The 17,451-nt window shown below is 57.8% G+C and carries 29 protein-coding genes and 1 pseudogene; 12 read left to right on the top strand and 18 right to left on the bottom strand.

The annotated features are described in order from the left end of the window. Positions 1-54: 54 nt before the first annotated feature. From GV818_RS30965 to GV818_RS30895, 15 genes are all read right to left on the bottom strand, one after another. The gene (locus GV818_RS30965; protein ID WP_161778422.1) at positions 55-429 is read right to left on the bottom strand and encodes an antiterminator Q family protein; all 375 of its coding nucleotides are present in this window, start codon (positions 427-429) and stop codon (positions 55-57) included. Beyond that, positions 426-713 carry a hypothetical protein gene (locus GV818_RS30960; RefSeq protein ID WP_161778421.1) on the bottom strand — a complete coding sequence of 96 codons (288 nt, stop codon included), beginning with the start codon at positions 711-713 and terminating at the stop codon, positions 426-428. Before GV818_RS30960 ends, GV818_RS30965 begins: the two co-directional genes overlap by 4 nt. Further along, on the bottom strand, positions 706-2,145 hold the full coding sequence (locus tag GV818_RS30955) for a replicative DNA helicase (RefSeq protein ID WP_161778420.1): 1,440 nt from the start codon (positions 2,143-2,145) through the stop codon (positions 706-708). Before GV818_RS30955 ends, GV818_RS30960 begins: the two co-directional genes overlap by 8 nt. Continuing rightward, entirely contained in the window at positions 2,142-2,963 is an 822-nt protein-coding gene (locus GV818_RS30950) for an ATP-binding protein (RefSeq protein WP_161778419.1), read from the bottom strand. Before GV818_RS30950 ends, GV818_RS30955 begins: the two co-directional genes overlap by 4 nt. Further along, the gene (locus tag GV818_RS30945; RefSeq protein ID WP_161778418.1) at positions 2,950-3,726 is read right to left on the bottom strand and encodes a DNA-binding domain-containing protein; all 777 of its coding nucleotides are present in this window, start codon (positions 3,724-3,726) and stop codon (positions 2,950-2,952) included. Before GV818_RS30945 ends, GV818_RS30950 begins: the two co-directional genes overlap by 14 nt. Further along, entirely contained in the window at positions 3,723-3,950 is a 228-nt protein-coding gene (locus GV818_RS30940; RefSeq protein WP_161778417.1) for a hypothetical protein, read from the bottom strand. The genes GV818_RS30945 and GV818_RS30940 overlap by 4 nt, the downstream gene beginning before the upstream one ends. After that, positions 3,947-4,375 carry a hypothetical protein gene (locus GV818_RS30935; RefSeq protein WP_161778416.1) on the bottom strand — a complete coding sequence of 143 codons (429 nt, stop codon included), beginning with the start codon at positions 4,373-4,375 and terminating at the stop codon, positions 3,947-3,949. The genes GV818_RS30940 and GV818_RS30935 overlap by 4 nt, the downstream gene beginning before the upstream one ends. After that, entirely contained in the window at positions 4,372-4,770 is a 399-nt protein-coding gene (locus GV818_RS30930) for a hypothetical protein (protein ID WP_161778415.1), read from the bottom strand. Before GV818_RS30930 ends, GV818_RS30935 begins: the two co-directional genes overlap by 4 nt. After that, a complete protein-coding gene (locus GV818_RS30925; RefSeq protein WP_161778414.1) occupies positions 4,767-5,504 on the bottom strand; it encodes a Rha family transcriptional regulator in 738 nt (245 codons plus the stop codon). Before GV818_RS30925 ends, GV818_RS30930 begins: the two co-directional genes overlap by 4 nt. Next, positions 5,501-5,788 carry a hypothetical protein gene (locus GV818_RS30920; RefSeq protein WP_161778413.1) on the bottom strand — a complete coding sequence of 96 codons (288 nt, stop codon included), beginning with the start codon at positions 5,786-5,788 and terminating at the stop codon, positions 5,501-5,503. The genes GV818_RS30925 and GV818_RS30920 overlap by 4 nt, the downstream gene beginning before the upstream one ends. Then, positions 5,785-6,054: a hypothetical protein gene (locus GV818_RS30915; RefSeq protein ID WP_161778412.1), complete on the bottom strand. Its 270-nt coding sequence runs from the start codon at positions 6,052-6,054 to the stop codon at positions 5,785-5,787. Before GV818_RS30915 ends, GV818_RS30920 begins: the two co-directional genes overlap by 4 nt. Then, entirely contained in the window at positions 6,051-6,527 is a 477-nt protein-coding gene (locus GV818_RS30910; protein ID WP_256679565.1) for a Cro/CI family transcriptional regulator, read from the bottom strand. Before GV818_RS30910 ends, GV818_RS30915 begins: the two co-directional genes overlap by 4 nt. Continuing rightward, entirely contained in the window at positions 6,524-6,883 is a 360-nt protein-coding gene (locus tag GV818_RS30905) for a hypothetical protein (protein WP_161778411.1), read from the bottom strand. The genes GV818_RS30910 and GV818_RS30905 overlap by 4 nt, the downstream gene beginning before the upstream one ends. A gap of 507 nt (positions 6,884-7,390) precedes the next feature. Beyond that, positions 7,391-7,999 carry a KilA-N domain-containing protein gene (locus GV818_RS30900; RefSeq protein WP_161778410.1) on the bottom strand — a complete coding sequence of 203 codons (609 nt, stop codon included), beginning with the start codon at positions 7,997-7,999 and terminating at the stop codon, positions 7,391-7,393. Next, positions 7,999-8,331 (bottom strand): transcriptional regulator, encoded by a 333-nt coding sequence (locus GV818_RS30895; protein ID WP_161778409.1) that lies wholly within the window; start codon positions 8,329-8,331, stop codon positions 7,999-8,001. Before GV818_RS30895 ends, GV818_RS30900 begins: the two co-directional genes overlap by 1 nt. Positions 8,332-8,430: 99 nt before the next feature. Between GV818_RS30895 and GV818_RS30890 the strand changes: the two genes are divergently transcribed. The 12 genes from GV818_RS30890 (at position 8,431) to GV818_RS30835 (ending at position 16,684) form a co-directional block, all read left to right on the top strand. Further along, positions 8,431-9,180: a S24 family peptidase gene (locus tag GV818_RS30890; RefSeq protein WP_161778408.1), complete on the top strand. Its 750-nt coding sequence runs from the start codon at positions 8,431-8,433 to the stop codon at positions 9,178-9,180. 127 nt (positions 9,181-9,307) lie between these two features. Further along, positions 9,308-9,679, top strand: a complete 372-nt coding sequence (locus GV818_RS30885) for a helix-turn-helix transcriptional regulator (protein WP_161778407.1) — start codon at positions 9,308-9,310, stop codon at positions 9,677-9,679. Positions 9,680-9,743: 64 nt separating this feature from the next. Continuing rightward, complete coding sequence (locus tag GV818_RS30880) at positions 9,744-9,992, top strand: hypothetical protein (RefSeq protein ID WP_161778406.1); 249 nt, start codon at positions 9,744-9,746, stop codon at positions 9,990-9,992. Further along, complete coding sequence (locus GV818_RS30875; protein ID WP_161778405.1) at positions 9,989-10,816, top strand: SPFH domain-containing protein; 828 nt, start codon at positions 9,989-9,991, stop codon at positions 10,814-10,816. Before GV818_RS30880 ends, GV818_RS30875 begins: the two co-directional genes overlap by 4 nt. A 53-nt stretch (positions 10,817-10,869) precedes the next feature. Next, on the top strand, positions 10,870-11,247 hold the full coding sequence (locus tag GV818_RS34830) for a CopG family ribbon-helix-helix protein (RefSeq protein WP_306108710.1): 378 nt from the start codon (positions 10,870-10,872) through the stop codon (positions 11,245-11,247). Beyond that, positions 11,244-11,969 (top strand): metallophosphoesterase, encoded by a 726-nt coding sequence (locus tag GV818_RS30865; protein WP_161778404.1) that lies wholly within the window; start codon positions 11,244-11,246, stop codon positions 11,967-11,969. The genes GV818_RS34830 and GV818_RS30865 overlap by 4 nt, the downstream gene beginning before the upstream one ends. Further along, on the top strand, positions 11,966-12,250 hold the full coding sequence (locus GV818_RS30860) for a hypothetical protein (protein WP_161778403.1): 285 nt from the start codon (positions 11,966-11,968) through the stop codon (positions 12,248-12,250). Before GV818_RS30865 ends, GV818_RS30860 begins: the two co-directional genes overlap by 4 nt. Beyond that, the gene (locus GV818_RS30855; protein WP_161778402.1) at positions 12,247-12,459 is read left to right on the top strand and encodes a hypothetical protein; all 213 of its coding nucleotides are present in this window, start codon (positions 12,247-12,249) and stop codon (positions 12,457-12,459) included. The genes GV818_RS30860 and GV818_RS30855 overlap by 4 nt, the downstream gene beginning before the upstream one ends. After that, positions 12,452-12,997 carry a hypothetical protein gene (locus GV818_RS30850; protein WP_161778401.1) on the top strand — a complete coding sequence of 182 codons (546 nt, stop codon included), beginning with the start codon at positions 12,452-12,454 and terminating at the stop codon, positions 12,995-12,997. The genes GV818_RS30855 and GV818_RS30850 overlap by 8 nt, the downstream gene beginning before the upstream one ends. 159 nt (positions 12,998-13,156) lie before the next feature. Beyond that, positions 13,157-14,320: an Arm DNA-binding domain-containing protein gene (locus GV818_RS30845; protein WP_161778400.1), complete on the top strand. Its 1,164-nt coding sequence runs from the start codon at positions 13,157-13,159 to the stop codon at positions 14,318-14,320. A 7-nt stretch (positions 14,321-14,327) separates the two neighbouring features. Then, positions 14,328-15,161 carry an HNH endonuclease gene (locus GV818_RS30840; RefSeq protein ID WP_161778399.1) on the top strand — a complete coding sequence of 278 codons (834 nt, stop codon included), beginning with the start codon at positions 14,328-14,330 and terminating at the stop codon, positions 15,159-15,161. Between the two features lie 266 nt (positions 15,162-15,427). Beyond that, positions 15,428-16,684: an integrase domain-containing protein gene (locus tag GV818_RS30835; RefSeq protein WP_161778398.1), complete on the top strand. Its 1,257-nt coding sequence runs from the start codon at positions 15,428-15,430 to the stop codon at positions 16,682-16,684. 120 nt (positions 16,685-16,804) lie between these two features. Here the strand turns inward: GV818_RS30835 and GV818_RS30830 are convergent, their stop codons facing one another. The 3 genes and pseudogenes from GV818_RS30830 to GV818_RS30820 form a co-directional block, all read right to left on the bottom strand. After that, positions 16,805-17,074: a hypothetical protein gene (locus tag GV818_RS30830; protein WP_161778397.1), complete on the bottom strand. Its 270-nt coding sequence runs from the start codon at positions 17,072-17,074 to the stop codon at positions 16,805-16,807. After that, positions 17,071-17,325 (bottom strand): annotated as a pseudogene (locus tag GV818_RS34685) (integrase domain-containing protein); the annotation flags it as partial. The pseudogene GV818_RS34685 and the gene GV818_RS30830, both read right to left, overlap by 4 nt. Positions 17,326-17,342: 17 nt before the next feature. Beyond that, positions 17,343-17,451 (bottom strand): IS3 family transposase (locus GV818_RS30820; protein WP_161778143.1); only part of this gene is annotated, 109 nt, incomplete at its 5' end.

Below are 17,451 nucleotides of genomic sequence, written 5' to 3'. Positions count from 1 at the left end.
AAAGCTAAACACGCTGCCATGAAAACAGGTGTTTATCCGGCATGAAAGAATTTTTTACGCTGCCTCGCTGATTCCGTGCAAGTAGCCATCGATAAAGCCGACGCCGCCCTTGATGATTTCCCTTGCCGTGCGCTCGGAAACCCCAACTGACTCACCAACCCGGACCATAGTCCACTTCGAGCCGAAGTAGAGCCAGACGAAGTCCCCCATCTGCTGGTTGCGCTTCGTCAGCTTGGCCACTGCAGAGTCAATTGCCAGCGCTTCGTCATCGGTCAAGGAATACTGACAACCACCACCCGCGGCAGCGCCGGTGACGGAGGGCGAAACGTACCGAGGCACCCCCATCCCATCCATCCGCCAACTGCCCCACTGCTCCAGCAGCCACTCAGTATCCCCCAGGGGCTTGTCGATATACGTTCGTTTCTTCATGCAGCCCTCCGCGGGGTCGGATCTTGATCAAGGCCGAACAGCTCTCGCAGCAGCTTGTTGGCGTGTTTGTTCTTGGCGTTGCCCTCGGCGATCCAGTTCTTGGCGAACTGCTCGAAACCGATGTTTGCCCGAGTGCCGTGCCAGTCGGCCACGATGTCCATCAATGCCGCCGATGCGATCCGGCCATTGGTTTGTTCCAGCAGCATCCGGTTGCCGACCTTCAGAAACTTGCATTCGACCGAGCTCAGGCTCTTGCGCGGCAGTGCCGCAGTTACGCTATTCATGGTCTTTTCTCCCCTTGTAGGTACGGGCGAAGCTACGGCCCGGCCGGTTCATTTCAACCTCTTCGTCTGCTGGAAACGGGTTCCCCACAAGCTCAACAAATCGGTGATAAGCGCCCTGGTGCTGGACGCGGCAGGTGCCGGTCGGGCCATGGCGGTTCTTGTCCACGATCAACTCGGTGACTCCGGCCTTGCCGGCATCGGTCTCGCTGTCTCGATGCACCAGCACCACCACGTCGGCATCGGCCTCGATCTGCCCGGAGTCGCGCAGGTCGCTTTTGGTCGGGCGCTTGTTGGCCCTGCTGTTCGGCCCGCGGTTGAGCTGCGCCAGCACCACCAGGGGCACGCCCAGCTCCTTAGCCAGGCGCTTCAGGCCCTTACTGATATCGGTGACCTGTTCGTAACGACTCGACGATTTGCTCTCGCCGTTGATAAGCCCGATGTAGTCCACCGCCACGATGCCAAGCCCGTGCTCGCGCTTAACCGTGCGGCAGATCTGCCGAATATCCCGCAGCGTCAGCGATGCATCGTCACAGAAGATCAGCGGCGCCTCGTTCAGCAGGTTGACCGCAGAAGTCAGGCCCGGCCAATCGCCGTCGCCCATCGAGTGCCCTTCGCTGATGTGCTTGAGCTGAACACCGCCGACGGAAGCCAGAGAGCGGTTCGTCAGTTCCACGTCGGTCATCTCCATCGAGAACACCAGCGACGGGAGCTTCTTGACCAGCGCTACACGCTCGGAGATGCCCAAGCCCAACGTGGTCTTGCCGCTACCTGGCGCACCGGCGATGACCACCATGTGACCAGGACAAAGCCCGGGAATGAACTCATCCAGCGAAGGCAGACCAGTGTCGAACCCAAGACTTACCGTCCGGTTGAACCGCCGATCAATCCCATCGATAGCCTCGGGCAGGATGTCGCGCACAAAGCGATATCGGCGGCGCGAATCCAGCCCCTCAGCCTCAAGCGACACCCAGGCCTGCTGTCCCTGAGCCAGCACCTCGTCCAGCGGCTCGCCATCGATCAGACGCTGACTCATGATCTGCGCAGCCGCGATAACCCGTCTGGCTACGGATCGCTGCTTGACGATCTTGCTGTAGGCGCTGAAGTTCGCTGCGCTGGGGGTGTTGTGCGCGATATGGGAGGCCACCGACAGCGTGCTCTGCCCGTCAGCAAGGTGGCTGCGAGCGTCTGATAGCGTCACAACGTCAATCCCCACACCCTTGGTGCGCAGCACCAGAAGCAGCTCGTACAGCTCAGCACAGGCCGGGTGGTGGAAGTCACCAACTACCAATCGGGCTCCTGCATCGTCGATCAGCTCAGGCTGGTGGATCATGCTGCCGATCAAAGCGTATTCAGCATCATGGCTGTAGAGCGCAGACTCAGGCACAACGCCATAAGCCGGTGGAATATCAGCAAAATCCGGATAGTTCGTCATGCCGTACCTCCAGAGCGGGCAGACCCCCAGGTGAAGGGGGCCAGCAGGCCACCGTTTTCGCGCAGACGATCAGCAGCGCGAGGGCCGATGAAGTCCTGCAGCATCTCTGGCTTCTGGTTGCTGATCAAAATGGTTGGCTTGATCAATTGGTAACGACGATCAATTGCCTCATGCAGCAGCCCCGGGGTGAAGTCCTTCCCAGGCTTGGCCGTATGCATACCAACCTCGTCAATGACCAGCAGGTCAACTGCGGCGAGCTCGGCGATCAGGTCGGACTTGGACGGCCCTGCATTGCCGCGAAAGCTGTCGGTCACTGCCTGGGTGATCGACTCCGCGGTGACGATTAGCCCCGTATACCCGCCTTGGCGAACAACGTGTTGCAGGATGGCGCAGGCCAGGTGCGTCTTGCCGGTGCCGATCTCGCCCATGAGCATCAGCGCACGCCCAGCCTGCGAATGCGCCTCGAAGCCCTCGGCATACTTCCGGCAGATGCTCAGTGCGCGCTGCTTGGCTTTGTCGTCGCCAGTGGTGTAGCCGTCGAAGCTGCACCCACGAAAACGCGGCGTGATGCCGGTGGCGATCAGAGCAAGGTTCAAGTATTCAGCAGCATCGTCCGCCACGGCACTCAGGTGTTCGTCACGATCCTTCGGAGTGTTGTACAGCGCCTGCCAACGACAGGCCGGACAGGTGTTGGGTTTCCATGATCCATCGAACTGCTCGACCAGACCCTGCTGGAACTGGTTATGCCCAGGGACGCCGCAAGCCCTAGTCCGGCTTTCGATCAACTGCGGTGCCGGGCTGAATTTAGAAAAGGTCATTGGGGTACATCTCCTGGGTGTGAGTTGGAACGCTGAGGACGGCGCTCTGCTGGGCGCTACTGGCGCCAGCGCCTGGCAGCACCTTGTCCGGGAACAGGCCGGTCCAGCCGTTGCTGATGGACTGGTTGATCACCGCGTCTGGTGCTGCATGGTTGGCCAGCGCCTTGGCCTGCTGCTCACAGCTCTTGGCGGTCAGCGGTTTGTGGATCTCCTTGCGGTGCTGGCACCAGTCGGCCCAGACCTGTTCGCTCACGTTGGTCGGCTTGGCGGTAAGGGGATCGAACTTCTGAGCCTTCTTCCTCGATGCCGAGGGAGCGTTAGCGACCGTTGGTTCTTTCTCTATTGATTGAGTAATAGAATCCTTTATTAAGTAGTTGTCGGTTTCCCCGCAGTTCGGCAAACCCACACTTCGGTTAACCGAATATTCGGAAACCTGTAGGTTCGGTTCGTAGTGGACGATTACACGGCGGCCAAGCACCTTGCCGGTACCCTCCTCGCGCACGACTTCATGGCTAACCAGCCCCAGGTCCTTGAGGCACGCCATGGCCTTCGAGTAGCGCTCGCGACCGATCGAGAACCTGTCCTGGAGGAACGATCCGATCACCTTCCAATCGCTGGTGCGGGTTTGCAGGAAGATCCAGATGGCAAGGGCGTCCGGATTGGAGATCATGGCCACCACGTCATTGCTGACCGAGCTGTACGGGGCCTGCTTGGCATAAAATATGGTTGGCGTGGCCTTTTCCACATTAACTGGCTTGGTCACAGTTCAAGCTCCTGGCAGATACGGCTGATGAAGTCGTCGTAGCTCTCGGCCATGGCAAAGCCCTGGGTTTCCAGCGCCTCGCGGTAGGCCTTGGCGCTGCCATAGAGCACCCAGCGCTCGCGCTCGGGCAGATCCTTGAACTGGCTGTAAGTCGGCCAGGGGCCTGTCACGACCGTGGCTGTACGGCGCTCCTGGGGGGGGGCATGAGGCCGGATGATGTTCATGGGCGCACCTCCTGGGCCTTGCCAGTGGCACCACACCGCACGCACGGCTTGAAGCGGTTCCCCGTATCAACACCCCAGCCAGACAGCCACAGGCCAGAGCCGGCGCATTCGTGGCACTTGCCCGTTTCAGTCTCGTAGTCGGTTTTGGCCTGATCATGCTCGGCCTTGGTGACAACGCACTTGATCAGCTCGCAATCGCGCCAGGTTGGCTGCCCCTTGCGCTTGCCGCTCTGCAGCAGTCGAGGAATGCCGCCCTCGACCACGCAGTCGTCGGTGTCGCCGATCATCTCGAACTTGCACCAGCGCCATTCCTGGGGCTGGCCAAGCTTCTTGCGGGCCACCACGTTGAGCCAGTTCGGTGGCAGGTCGGGCTCGGGCTGCACGTCGACCAGCTCCAGCAGGTCGGATGGTTTGAGGTTGGTCATTGCAGGGTCTCCCCGCTGGCCGTGGAACGCCTTACCAACGTCAACGCAGGACGCTTCGTTGCTGGAGCATCTGGCACGGCGAAAGAGGCACCAGTGAGGATCATCAGCCGGCGCACAGCGGTGTCGAGACGACGCTTGGCGCTGTAGCGTTTCTGCCTGGCCTTGTAGAGCGCCGTGCACGCATCGTTGGTGTATTCGATCACCCCGGCATAACGGGGATCGCCCAGGCGAATGCCGCGGTGATTTGGCTCGGGATCACCGTGCAAACGGAAGTAGCACTGGTACAGATCGTTCAGTTCGTTACGGCGCCGCCTCACCGCAAGTTGTGTGCGGTGGTGATCAATCGACAGTTCGATGATCTGGGCCTTGAGTTCGTTCTTGGTGTACTTCTTCATGGCTTGGCCTTCTGGACCAGGCGGAACCGGCCCTCAAAATATGGGTGGGTCGCCTGGGTGGCGGTGACCATCGTAGATTCGGAAACGAAACGCTTGAAAGCTGCGGTAACCAGGGTTTTGGCCCAGACCATGTACTGGCTGCCCATGGCGTCCTCGTGGCCATTACGGACCATGCCGGCCGGGTTTGGTTGGTGCGGCCAAAGCTTCAAGACGTAGTCAACGACAGGCCCGGATAGCCCAAACCGGTCGTTCATCGCGGCCTTGACGCCGGTCAGTGACAGGCAGTTTTGCGGGCAGTAGTCCCAAACGTGGAACCGGCCCAGGTCCTCGACCTTCTGCTCGATCCGCTCCAGCGCCACCTGCTGCTCCCGCTGCTGGCGCTCGACGGCCACCAGGTGGTTCGCGTTGGCTGCGGTGATCTCGGCCTGGGTCATCGGGCGGGCGGCCTGTTCTTCCAGGTCGTGAAGGCGCCGAATTACTTTGTGCCGCAGTGGGATGCTGTAGCCGGTGATCAGCGTTTCGGTCAGCTCGCGATCGAGGTGGAAGTTTTCCGTGTAGCCGCGTGCATCCTTGTCTTCGCGGACATGGCTCAGATCTGAGCCATCCTTTTCCAGCTCCTCGAGCATTTCGCGAATGTCGCGGATCACGTTTTTATGCAACTTCCCGGTCAGTTCGGCGATTTCAGAACTGGTCATGGTTACGGCATCGCCGTCTTTGATGGTTACCAGGCTCATGCTGCACCCCCCGCGCCACGAACTGGAGCAGTGGCATTTTGTGGCGCGCACGCCTGCAACCGCTGCTGCAGATCCTCCCGCGCGCAGTCGAAGCCATTGGCCTGGTCACAAGCCGCGTAGATACCGAGTTCAATCAGGCGAGCTGGTGCCGTGTGCTTGTCTAGACCAGGCCGGGTGGCCTTCAGCAATTCCTCCAGTTGGAGGATGGTTTGCACTGCAGCAGCCAATTGATCAACGGCTTCGCGGGCGATGAGATCGCGCGCATCGCAGAGGTCGGTAGTCATGCTGCACCTCCGGCAGTAGGTGCTACCCCTGCATGCGCAGCAATCACCAACGCCAAAGCGCTCTCGACCGCGAAGAAGACCAGCGTTGCCTGGCAAGTCACCGAGGTCTCTTGCATAAGTTCGCGAATGCCATCCACTGCCGCATCCAAGCGATCGATGGCGGCATCTAGAGACTCATGCACAGGAACACCACCACAGGCCTCAAGAACGTCGTGCAGGCCTTGAGTGGCAAACGGGTGGCCGAGCGTTTCGTGAGAACGAGTCATTGGGCACCTCCTTTCAGCGAGAAGCCGATGGCGCCAAACGCCTTGTGCTCAACTGCTGACAGTGTTCCGTCAGCGTGTTCGGTGATGAAGATCGCCCGATTGCCCCGCATTGCCTTGTTGATCGCGGTCTGACTCAACCCAAGCTGAGCGCCAACAGCGGCTTGCCGACCATTGGCGTACTCCACAAGAGGAATAGGGCGTTGGTCCTGCTTTGGGCTTTGCGCGTCACGCTCCACAACGGCCAAGTCAGACTGTGCACGGGAGATCTGGCTTTCGTGGTAATTGCCCCAGTCGTAACCGAGATAGGCGCCGAGGTCGGCAAGCTGCCAGGTATTCGCGTGGTTACCGTGCTTGTGGTCGTTCTTGATCGCGCCAAACAGCGCTTGCATATGCCGGATGTTCTCAACAGCGACCCTCAACAGGTCGAGCACATCATCAGCGATCATGACTGCGGAAAGTTGTGGGCCGCTCATACTGCACCTCCTTGACCGGAGCCAAACTCAACGCTTTGCGTGGACGCATCAACCAATGCGACAGACGACTCGATCAGAAAGCGGACGCCGAATACTTCATTCGTGCCCATGCCGCCATCGGTCAGGCGTGCCATGATTTCGAGCGCCGACCCCATCAGCGTTGAAGCGAGGAAAAGTGCGTCGCTTACGGGCTTACTGGCACATACCTGAATAAGGCCAGAATCCGGATGGTCGACATCGAGCAAATGGATCGGCATAGCCTCAGTAAGCGCCGGGGGTTGCGCCCCTGGTGGTGTGGTGCTATTTTTTGGGTGCATGAATTCGCTCTCCAGAACGAAAGATTCAAAGAAGTCCATTGCAGTGGACTGATTAAGAAGGCTCCCGAATGGGGGCCTTTTTGTTGTCTGCGATTTAGCCGGACAACAAAAACATGGAAGGCGTGTATTGGCTCATGCCGTATTCCTTTTCATTGGGCAGGCAAAAGCCAACCATTGGAAGTCGCTGACCAGGCCCTGGGGAGGGCCTTCCATTTGCACTGAAAACGTGCAGGTTCGGACTATACGAACTAATCGAGGGCCTCAGGAGGGGCGAGTGACCCTTATCTGTAATAGTGGCCGGGTACTGCCCCATTTCTGAGATTCCACCCTGCAACCGAGTGAATGATCTGATAGCGGCACTTTGATTTCTTTTAAACTCGATCAAAGAATTGCCAGGGCAGCTTGGAAAAGTTTCCGCATGCAGAAACTGGGAAGTCCCATCTGCACTGGCTCGCGCATTGTTACAGCGTTGCTGGCCATAAGTACTTTCAGCTCCATTTAAGATTTCATGGGCTCGCAACACCGTCAGCGGGAAAGAGCAGGCCTTCATGACGAAGCCCGCAAGTTGTGGCTTTCTGGATTATCCAAGGCGAGGATCATCTGCAGCTTGTTACGACCGCGTTCTACTTCGGCGATCAGTCCGGGTTTCTCACGCTTCCATTCAGCGAGATCACGACCGCTTGCACTCGCCCGCGACTGACGATCATCAAGTCGCTTACAGGCATGGTTGAACCGACCCATCGCAGAAGGAAATCCGCGAAGAAGCGAATCAATCTGCAAGTCGCACCAAACGGCGAACCTGACCTCAAGCCATTGGGCGAACCGAACGCCGAGTTTTGGATGTAGCCATGTGCCCCCGCCGCGGCCATTTTTTGTAATTACCAGGCCCGAGTCTTTCGCCAGCCTTAGGGTTAGCGCCTTCGCCTCCTTACTGCGCGAGTCAAGAGAGCGCAATTCCCCTAACTGTGTCTCGGAGACACCTTTATCGAACAAAGCCTCAGCAAGCGCGCTCAAATACTCAAGTGTCTCAATGCTGCGCAACCAGGCGGCAGGCTTCTTGCCAAAGCGTTTTGCGGCAGACGCCGCATCAATCCACCCGTCAGCATTAAAGCGAACCGGACTGCCCTCGAACGAAAGCGAAATGACGTTGTTCATTACGCCACCTCGGTACTGGATGCTTGAACAGCGGGATCACCGGACTGACCCAGGGCCGGGTTGGGGCGTAGAGTTTCGTTCAGGGTTGGGGCGGGGTCTGCCGAGGAAACTGACCTCCCCCGCTTCGGTGCTTCCCACTGCAGATCAGGCCGCAACTCGTAGCGGCTGACGATGCCAAGAGTGGCGCGCTCAATTTGAAGTGCTCGTTCGGCGGTGATTGAACGATCACCCGATACAAGGCGCGCAAGATACGAAGCCGAAACTCCGAGCTGAAGAGCTAGTAGCTTTCGACCTCCACGAGGGAGCTCGTCCACATAAATTCTGAGCAACATGATCTTTACCTAATGGTTCCAATAGGTACGTAGATTACCCAGTTGACGTACCAACACAAGGTAATTTCCCGAAAGGGAAACAAAAGGTATAGTTTTGGTATGGATATCAGAGAAATACGCAAACGTAGGCTTCAGCAGCTAATCCTCCTCAGATTTGGCGGGGTGATGGCGCGCCTGGCGGAAAAGATCAATCGTCAGTCCTCTTATGTGGCCCGGGTTCTTTCGGACAACTCAGAGCACAGTCGTAACATCGGAGAGAAGCTGGCTCGCGAGATAGAGGTGGCTTGCGAACTGGAGCCTGGCTATCTTGATATGCCCTTCGACTTCAAGCGCTATCCATCACAACCATCTAGTGACAACACTAATTTGGCGGATTCGATCGAACCGCCAAGAATGCTTAGCAGCAAGATAGACTCCTACAAAGACACGCTTGTCGTGCCTATACTCGACGTAGCGGCGTCGATGGGGTCTGGCAGCGAGCCACCGGATGCTAATCGTGTAGTTAACTCAATGAGCATTCAGAGCTCTTGGGTCAGGCAGAATCTGACAGTATCTGAAGCGGGGAATCTCCGGCTGATAATCGGTGTGGGAGACAGTATGTCCCCATCGTTTACGCACGGTGATCTTCTTATGGTAGATACGGGGTTTGAATCAGTTTCATACGACGGGGTCTACGTTTTTTCCATGGCTGGGCAGTTGCACATCAAGCGAATACAGCGTGAGCTGGATGGCTTGCGGATAATTTCGGACAACACGCTGTATAGAGAAATGCTCATCCCTCACGATAGGGACGGGGAGATTTCGATCCACGGTCGTGTGGTGTTTTGCTGGCACGGATCACACCTGTAGGTACCTGGAAATGTGAAAGCCCGCAGTCGCGGGTTTTTTTATGCTTACGCTATTTACCATTTGGTATTTACAATGGCTTTCCTTTTGGTATCCTCCACTCCATCGCACCCCAGCATGGAGCTCCCACATGACCACCAACACCCTCACCGCCGGCAACTGGCAGGGCAATCTCAAGATGGGTCTGGCTCCTCGCGAGCTTGAAGCCACCTTGTGGGCTGCCGCCGATCTCTCTCAGAAAGAGATCGCGAAGGTGATGGGTATCACTCCGAAAAGCGTTGAGAAGCGCCTCGACGTGGCGCGGTTCAAGCTGGGCGCTCGGACGATGCGCGGCCTGGTTCTGGAGGCATTCAAGCGCCAGATCATCAGCCCGTTGCTGATCCTGCTCTGCGCGGTCTTCGTCGGCCAGGGCGCCATCGGCGACAACCAACTCAATCGAGTTCGCCGCCCAGGTGATGGCCGGGTGGCTGTGCGTCGTATCGAGAGCTATCAAACCGTTTAACCAACCCTGATTTTTTGCGAAAGCCAACAACGCGGCCGGGATTCGTTCGGCCAGGAGAAAGTGAATGACCGAAGTATTGATTAAGCCCGGCCGGCTGTTTTTGCGGCTTCTGATGGCGCTGCTCTACCTGGCCCTGACGCTCGCCATCCTGCGTGGGATTGCTCCGGCAATGATCAGCACCGACTCCACCCCGATGGTGATTCTCGGGCTCTCACTGATTGCGCTCTGGTTGATCAGCTCGATCTGCCTGGCCATCCACCTGTTCAAAAAGCGCCGCAGTTCTGCGGCAACCACCAAAGAGGAAGACCTATGAAGCGCATCGCCGCTATCGCAATGCTGTGCCTGCTCGCCATCACGGCCGGCTGTTCCAAGGTGCCCGCCGGCTACACGGGCGTGATCGTGAACCTCATGGGTAGCGAGAAAGGCGTTACTCCGACCGAGACCAGTGTCGGCTACAAATGGCTGACCTGGAATGAGGAGCTGTTCCTGTTCCCGACGTTCAACCAAAACATCAACATCGGTGCCGTGACGTTCCAGGACAAGGACGGCATGAAAATCAGCACCCCCATCGGCATGACCCTACGCGCCAAGCCAGGAGCCGCCCCCCTGCTGTTCCAGACCTACCGCAAGTCGATGGACGAAATTGTCCAGGTCAACGTGCCACAAGTGATCCGTACGGCCTTCAACAACACCGCGTCGAAGCTAACGGCCGAGGAGATATATGGCCCGAACAAGGAGCGATTCCTGAAGGACGTGGAGGCTCGGGTCCGTGACCACTTCGACAGCAAGGGGATCATCGTCGAGAGCCTTTACCTGAACGGCGAGATCGGGTTGCCGGAGAAGGTGGTGGCCGCACTGAATCTGAAGATCGAGGCCACCCAGAAGACGGCGCAGCGCCAGAACGAAGTGGCCCAGGTGATCGCCGAGGCAGACAAGGCCCGCGAAGAAGCCAAGGGGTTGAAGGATGCCGCGGTGCTGCGCGCCCAGGGCGAGGCTGAGTCGCTGAACATCCGTGGCCAAGCCCTGCGCAATAACCCGGGCGTTGTCGAGCTCAACGCTATCGAGAAGTGGGACGGGAAGTTGCCGGTGTACATGACCAGCGGCAGCGCAACCCCTTTCATCGGCGTCGGCAAGTAACCAACCCGTATCGGCTGCTGGAGCAGATCGGCGCCAGCAGCCTGGAGATCACCATGAGCACCACCAATTACGATTCGCGCACCGCTGATAAGTTTGTGGTGCGTCTGCCCGACGGCCTTCGCTCTCGCGTTGAGGAAGCTGCCGACCAGCTCGACCGCAGCATGAACAGTGTTTTCATCCAGGCCCTGCGCCAGTACCTGGACAACCAGAACCGCCAGGAACTGCTTCTGGAAGCTCTGGCAGCTTCGGTTAGCACGGGACAACCCAAACAGCTGGCAGATCCCCGCGACCTGTTCATTACCGCCAATCCCGTCAGCGTGGCCCCGGGCGATCTGGAGAAGGGCTGCAGCGGCTTTGTTGATCACCGCACCCATGCCGACTACCTGATTTTTCTGGCCGGATACCAGGCAGCGCAGGGGGTGGAGTCGTGAGCAAGCTCAAACGGTTTGAGATCAACACCGCCGGGCGCGACTTCGCCGTGGGAGACATTCACGGCCACTTCACCAAGCTGCAGGCCGCCCTCGATGCTGTGGACTTCAACCCTACCACTGACCGGTTGTTCAGCGTTGGCGACTTGGTCGACCGCGGGCCAGAAAGCGCCCTGGTGCTGGAGTGGTTGGCCAAGCCATGGTTCCACGCGGTACAGGGCAACCACGAAGACATGGCCGTCTGCTTTGTGCAGCAGGCACTGCGTGACGATCTGTATATGCACAACGGCGGCGCCTGGCTGATGGCCAAGAACCAAGACGAGAAGGCCGAGTATGCGGTGGCGCTGAGCGAACTGCCGGTGGCGATCGAGGTGGAAACGGCTGCCGGCCTGGTGGGCATCGTGCACGCCGACTGCCCCCTCCCAACCTGGTCGATGCTGCGCGATGCACTCAACGGTGATGTGCCCGGCCTGCTCAACGTTGAAGCCAGCTGCCAGTGGTCCCGCTCCCGCATCGCCACCGAGAACCACGAAGGTGTCAGCGGCGTTCGGGCTGTGATCGTGGGCCACACACCCACCCGCCAGCCGGCGGTGCTGGGAAACGTCTACCACATCGACACCGGGGCCTGGATGGGCCGCCACTTCACGCTGATCGACCTGGGCACCCTGGAGTGCTATCCGACGATCAATCCAAAGCTGCATTGGGACTGGGAACCGCAAGCATGAAGACCATGATCATTCTCGCCTTAGCGCTGCTCGCAGACCAGGCCATCGCAGGCGAACAAGTAATCAGCGTCCAGCACGACAGCCAGCGCGGCGTTACCTGCTGGATCTTGAACAACACCGGGATCAGTTGCTTACCGGACAGCGCGCTCAACCCCAGGCAGGGCGCTGCCACCACCAGTCCCGAGAACGAGGCAGCGCGGGCTTCTCTGGCTACTTCCATGTGCCAAAACGAGCAATTGTCCACCACCACAAACCTAGGCGATGAGAGGTTTCAGCTATGACTACTCGTATCCCCAACGGTACAACTATCGTCAAGCGCCGCAACCGTGCTGGAGAGTTAGCCTGCCTCGGATCGCGCTTGGTTCGCCTGGGCCAGATGCTACAGGATGACCAGACCAGGCTCGGCGAACTGATGCACCTGGCCACTGAGTGCCGCTTCAATCTGAACCTGCATATGACGGCCGAGTCGGGAGGTGATCGTGATGAATAACGAACTGATTCGGCTGGCAGAGGCAGCCATGCACCCCTTGGGTTACGTCACGATCCATGAAGAACTTGAGCTTCTGCACCAATTCCGCCACGCCTGCAATCCCGCCGAAATCCTGGCCCTGTTCGCCGAGATCGATCGGCTGAAGGATGACCTGCAGATCACAAATCACGCCTGCTTCCTGAGCATTGCAGAGAAAAAGTCTCTGCAGGACCAACTGCATAGCTTGCTGGATGCAAACGCCAGGCTGAGCGAGTACCCGGCCCCCTTGCGCGCCTTCGCCAACGAGCTGATCAGCGCCAGCTATGAAGGCGGGAGCTTCGATGGTTGCGACATTCAGGACATTGCGGTGAGGCACGGCCTGTTGCGGATCGAACGACGGGAAAGCGAGTGCGGCGAGGTCTGCCCCTGCCGCGAGTATGGGTTCCCGGTCGATTGCTACCGCAGGACCAGCCTGCTTGGGCCGGCGTACGCACAGAGCAACGATGCCGCGACACAAAACGCGGATACCGAAAACGTGTCGCGACACGAAGTGCGGTGAAGCTATGCGCTATGTGACCGTCAGGAAATTTGCCAGCGAGTCTGGCTACACAGAGGACGCGATCCGCTCAAAGATCCGTGACGGGATCTGGCGGCTCGGCGAGATATGGATCAAGGCGCCGGATGGCCGGACGCTTCTCGACATAGAGGGATATGAGTCATGGGTAGAGGCGGGAGGGGAGTTCGGGCAGTCTCCGATTCGAGTATCGAAATCACGTTCATGTATCGGGGCGTCCGGTGCCGCGAGCGGATCACGCTCAAGCCCACCGCCACTAACCTGAAAAAGGCCGAGCAGCACAAAGCGGCCATTGAACATGCAATCTCAATCGGCACCTTCGACTACTCGGTGACGTTTCCAGGATCTGCGCGGGCAGCGAAGTTCGCACCAGAAACGTCCCGCGAAACCATGAACGGTTTTTTGACCAGGTGGCTGGAAGGGAAGCGAAAGCATATTTCCAGCAGCACCTTCGACGGCTACCGAAAGCTGGTTGAGCTCAGGCTAATTCCTGCGCTTGGCGACAAGATGGTGGTCGACCTGAAAAGAAAGGACGTGCGCGACTGGCTGGCCACTCTGGAAGTGGGCAATAAAACGCTCAGCAACATACAGAGCTGCCTGCGCTCGGCACTCGACGATGCGACTGACGAAGAGCTGATCGAGGTAAACCCACTGGCGGGCTGGACATATTCGCTCAAGGAAGCCCCGCCCAGGGAGGATGATGTCGACCCGTTCAGCCCTGAAGAGCAGCAGGTGGTGCTGGGCGCCCTCTCCGGCCAAGCTCGCAACATGATGCAGTTCGCTTTGTGGACCGGCCTACGCACCAGTGAACTTGTTGCGCTGGACTGGGGCGATATCGACTGGCTTCGCGAGGAAGTCATGGTAAGCCGAGCAATGACCCAAGCCAGCAAGGGGAAGGCCGAGACAACGAAGACGGCCGCAGGACGACGCAGCGTGAAGCTGCTCAGGCCCGCAATGGAAGCACTAAAAGCTCAGAAGGCCCACACGTTCTTGGCTGACGCCGAAGTCTTCCAGAACCCGCGCACGCTAGAACGCTGGGCGGGTGATGGGCCAATCAGGAAAACGATGTGGGTGCCGGCGATGAAGAAGGCTGGTGTTCGGTACCGGCGGCCGTACCAGACTCGGCACACCTACGCCTCGATGATGCTTTCGGCGGGTGAGCACCCGATGTGGGTAGCCAAACAGATGGGGCACAGCGACTGGACTATGATTGCACGAGTTTATGGTCGGTGGATGCCGTCAGAAGACATAATTGCAGGCGGCAAAGCTGAGCTGATGTGGGCTACCCCACTGATCAAGAATAAGTGAGTTGAGCATGGATGGATACTGCATATATCTAGACGGGTTAAGTTCAGACTTAAGTGAAGAACACATAATCCCTCTATCACTTGGCGGCTCTGACAAATTTACAATCCTGGCAGATAGAAAGTTCAATAAAGGCCCCGCGTCCAAAGTGGACGCAGGAGTGGCAAACGATTTTTTAATGATGTTCGATCGGGACAAAAAGAATGCTTTAGGCCATTCAGGCACCAAGCCGGAACCAACGGCGAAAAACGTTACGCTCGAAGATGGCACACCTGTACAAGCAGTTTTTGCCGCCTCTGGATTGAGAATCTACAACTTAAAGGAGAGGCGCCTGCTCACTCCATCCGAGGCATCCGGACGCACCCTGAAAGTCGAAGGCATTACCGTACGACTGGATGTAGATATAAAGTTTGTTGCCAAGGTCGCTCTTTCCGCGGGGTTCTATGCTTACGGCGAATTATTTAGGTCTCACGTCAGACATAGCGAAGCTCGACAAATAGTGATCTGCGACAAACTAGAGGACATTCGACCCGACGTTAGGCTGCATACAAGGTTTCCGTCTGAGGAGGAACTTCAGTCGGAAACCCTGCAAATCCTGAAGCTGGCAACTGAGAGAGTCGACTGCTCGTGCGTTTTGCTTCTTCCTGGAACTGGGTGCTTGGGGGTTGCCGTAGGTATTCTGGGCAGGTTCATGGGTATGATCAATATTCCTGCCGATACGTCAGCGTTCCCCAATTCTGCCGACTACGAAAAAGGACACTGCATTTATCTGCAAGGCGGGGAGGTGAAGCGGCTATCCGTACGACGGCTTTTCGATCAGCTCGCCGAGTCACTAGAGGAATGACAGCAATATGGCAGCTTGAGCGCTGAAAGCCACGCGCTACAAGGTCTGGATGCGGGTTCAAATCCCCCCGGCTCCACCACTTCATCATCTAAAGACGTCCACGGACGTCTTTTTTTGTGCCTGAAATCCAGTGAATACGGGGGCTTCAGGGCTGCGGGAGGCTTTCGAGGTTTTTAGAGTTCCAGGCGATTTGGTATTCCCAATGGTATTCCCGGCTACCCGGCGCTAATCTTGGGAATACCAAAAGGTGTCATGGAGTACTTCTCATGTGCGCTCAAACCACCCGCCTCTCCGACCGCCAACTCAAGGCGGTCAAACCGAAAGACAAGGATTACGTCCTCACCGATGGCGACGGGCTCCAGCTGCGAGTCAGGGTCAATCGCTCGATGCAGTGGAATTTCAACTACCGACATCCCGTAACCAAGAACCGAATCAATATGGCACTCGGATCCTATCCCGAGGTTTCTCTTGCGCAAGCCAGGAAGAAAACCGTTGAAGCCAGAGAGCTGCTTGCACAAGGCATCGACCCCAAAGCTCAACGCAATGAGCAGCTAGAAGCCAAACGAGCGGAAACGGAACACACGTTCGAGAACGTCGCTACCGCCTGGTTCGAACTGAAGAAGGACTCGGTCACGCCAGCATATGCCGAAGACATCTGGCGCTCGCTCACACTGCATGTATTTCCAACCATGAAATCAACACCGTTATCGGAAGTGAATGCTCCGATGGTCATTAAGCTCCTTCGCCCAATTGAGGCCAAAGGCAGCCTCGAGACCGTTAAGCGAGTGAGCCAGCGCCTTAACGAGATCATGACCTATGGGGTCAATTCCGGGATGATCTTTGCCAACCCCCTCAGTGGCATTCGAGCGGTGTTCAAGAAACCCAAGAAAGAAAATATGGCCGCGCTACCACCTGACGAGCTTCCGGAGCTCATGATGGAAATCGCGAACGCCAGCATCAAGCGGACGACCCGCTGCCTGATCGAATGGCAACTTCATACCATGACACGCCCTGCTGAGGCGGCCACCACTCGATGGGCAGACATCGACTTCGACAAACGCATTTGGACCATCCCTGCGGAGCGAATGAAAAAGCGTCGTCCGCATACAATTCCGCTGACCGAACATGCACTCTCGTTATTGGAGATGCTCAAGCACCATAGCGGCCACAGGGAATATGTGTTTCCGTCAGATAGAAACCCGCGCACCCACGCGAATAGCCAAACAGCTAACATGGCGTTGAAACGGATGGGCTTCCAGGACCGCTTGGTTAGCCACGGCATGCGCTCCATGGCCAGCACAATCCTAAACGAGCATGGATGGGATCCGGAACTGATCGAAGTCGCGCTGGCGCATGTCGACAAGGACGAAGTTCGGAGCGCCTACAACCGGGCGGATTACATCGAACGTCGGCGCCCGATGATGGCCTGGTGGAGTGAACATATCCAGAAAGCGGCTACCGGCAGCCTGTCAGCGTCGGCCATCAATCAAACCAGGGACCGTAAGGTGGTGCCGATACGCTGACATCACGGCGACAGTTCATGCCATCCGTGTAGTGGAGCTTGCCAGCGCTTCTTCGGCCAAGCCCCTGAGTATGGGAAGGCTCCGCATTCCCATACTCAGGGGCTCACGCTTAAAGGCCTATCAGACAACCACGGCTTTTGCCTTTCTAAGGCGGATCAACCCTGCTGTTAACTCGTAGTAGTAGACGGTAGCTGGAGCTGAGCATCGCAGGTAATGCTCCAAAAACCATCTCAAATGCTTTTCTCTCCAGGACCAGGGCGTCGCGCAACCCCAGCGCTCACGAATCACCTCGTGCATCCTTTCTGCTTGCCTGATGTGCCGCTGCTGCGTGGCATGTGCACCTTTGAGCACGGGGTGCAGGAACAACTCTATGTCGAACTCGGCCGTCATCGCCGGCCTCCGATGTAGGCACTCACCACATCGATGCGGTTATGTCCCAACTCATGACTGATCTGCTCGCGTGCACGTTGATCGAGCTTTCGATCCTCTCGATGACCACGACCGCCATTAACGGGTGCAGAGAAGCCAGTCAGTTGTTCATAGCGTTCACAGGCGTAAGCCGCCCGCAGCTCATGAAAGCCTTTCAATCCATGCTCATGCAGGAGGTCCCGTGCCGGTCGCACAAATGCCTGCATAAAGTTGAATCGCCCCGGATTCTCTAGACACCTTGCAAGCTCATTGCGTAACGCTTTTCAAACTCTACCGGTGACAGGTGCTTGTTGAAACCATGGCGGCGTTTTACGTTGTAGAACATCTCGATGTAATCG

The sequence above is a fragment of the Pseudomonas sp. Fl4BN1 genome, assembly GCF_009908285.1.
Taxonomy (GTDB): Bacteria; Pseudomonadota; Gammaproteobacteria; order Pseudomonadales; family Pseudomonadaceae; genus Aquipseudomonas.
The sequence above is the reverse complement of the archived record's forward strand: the minus strand, read 5'-3'. Positions and strand labels throughout refer to the sequence as shown.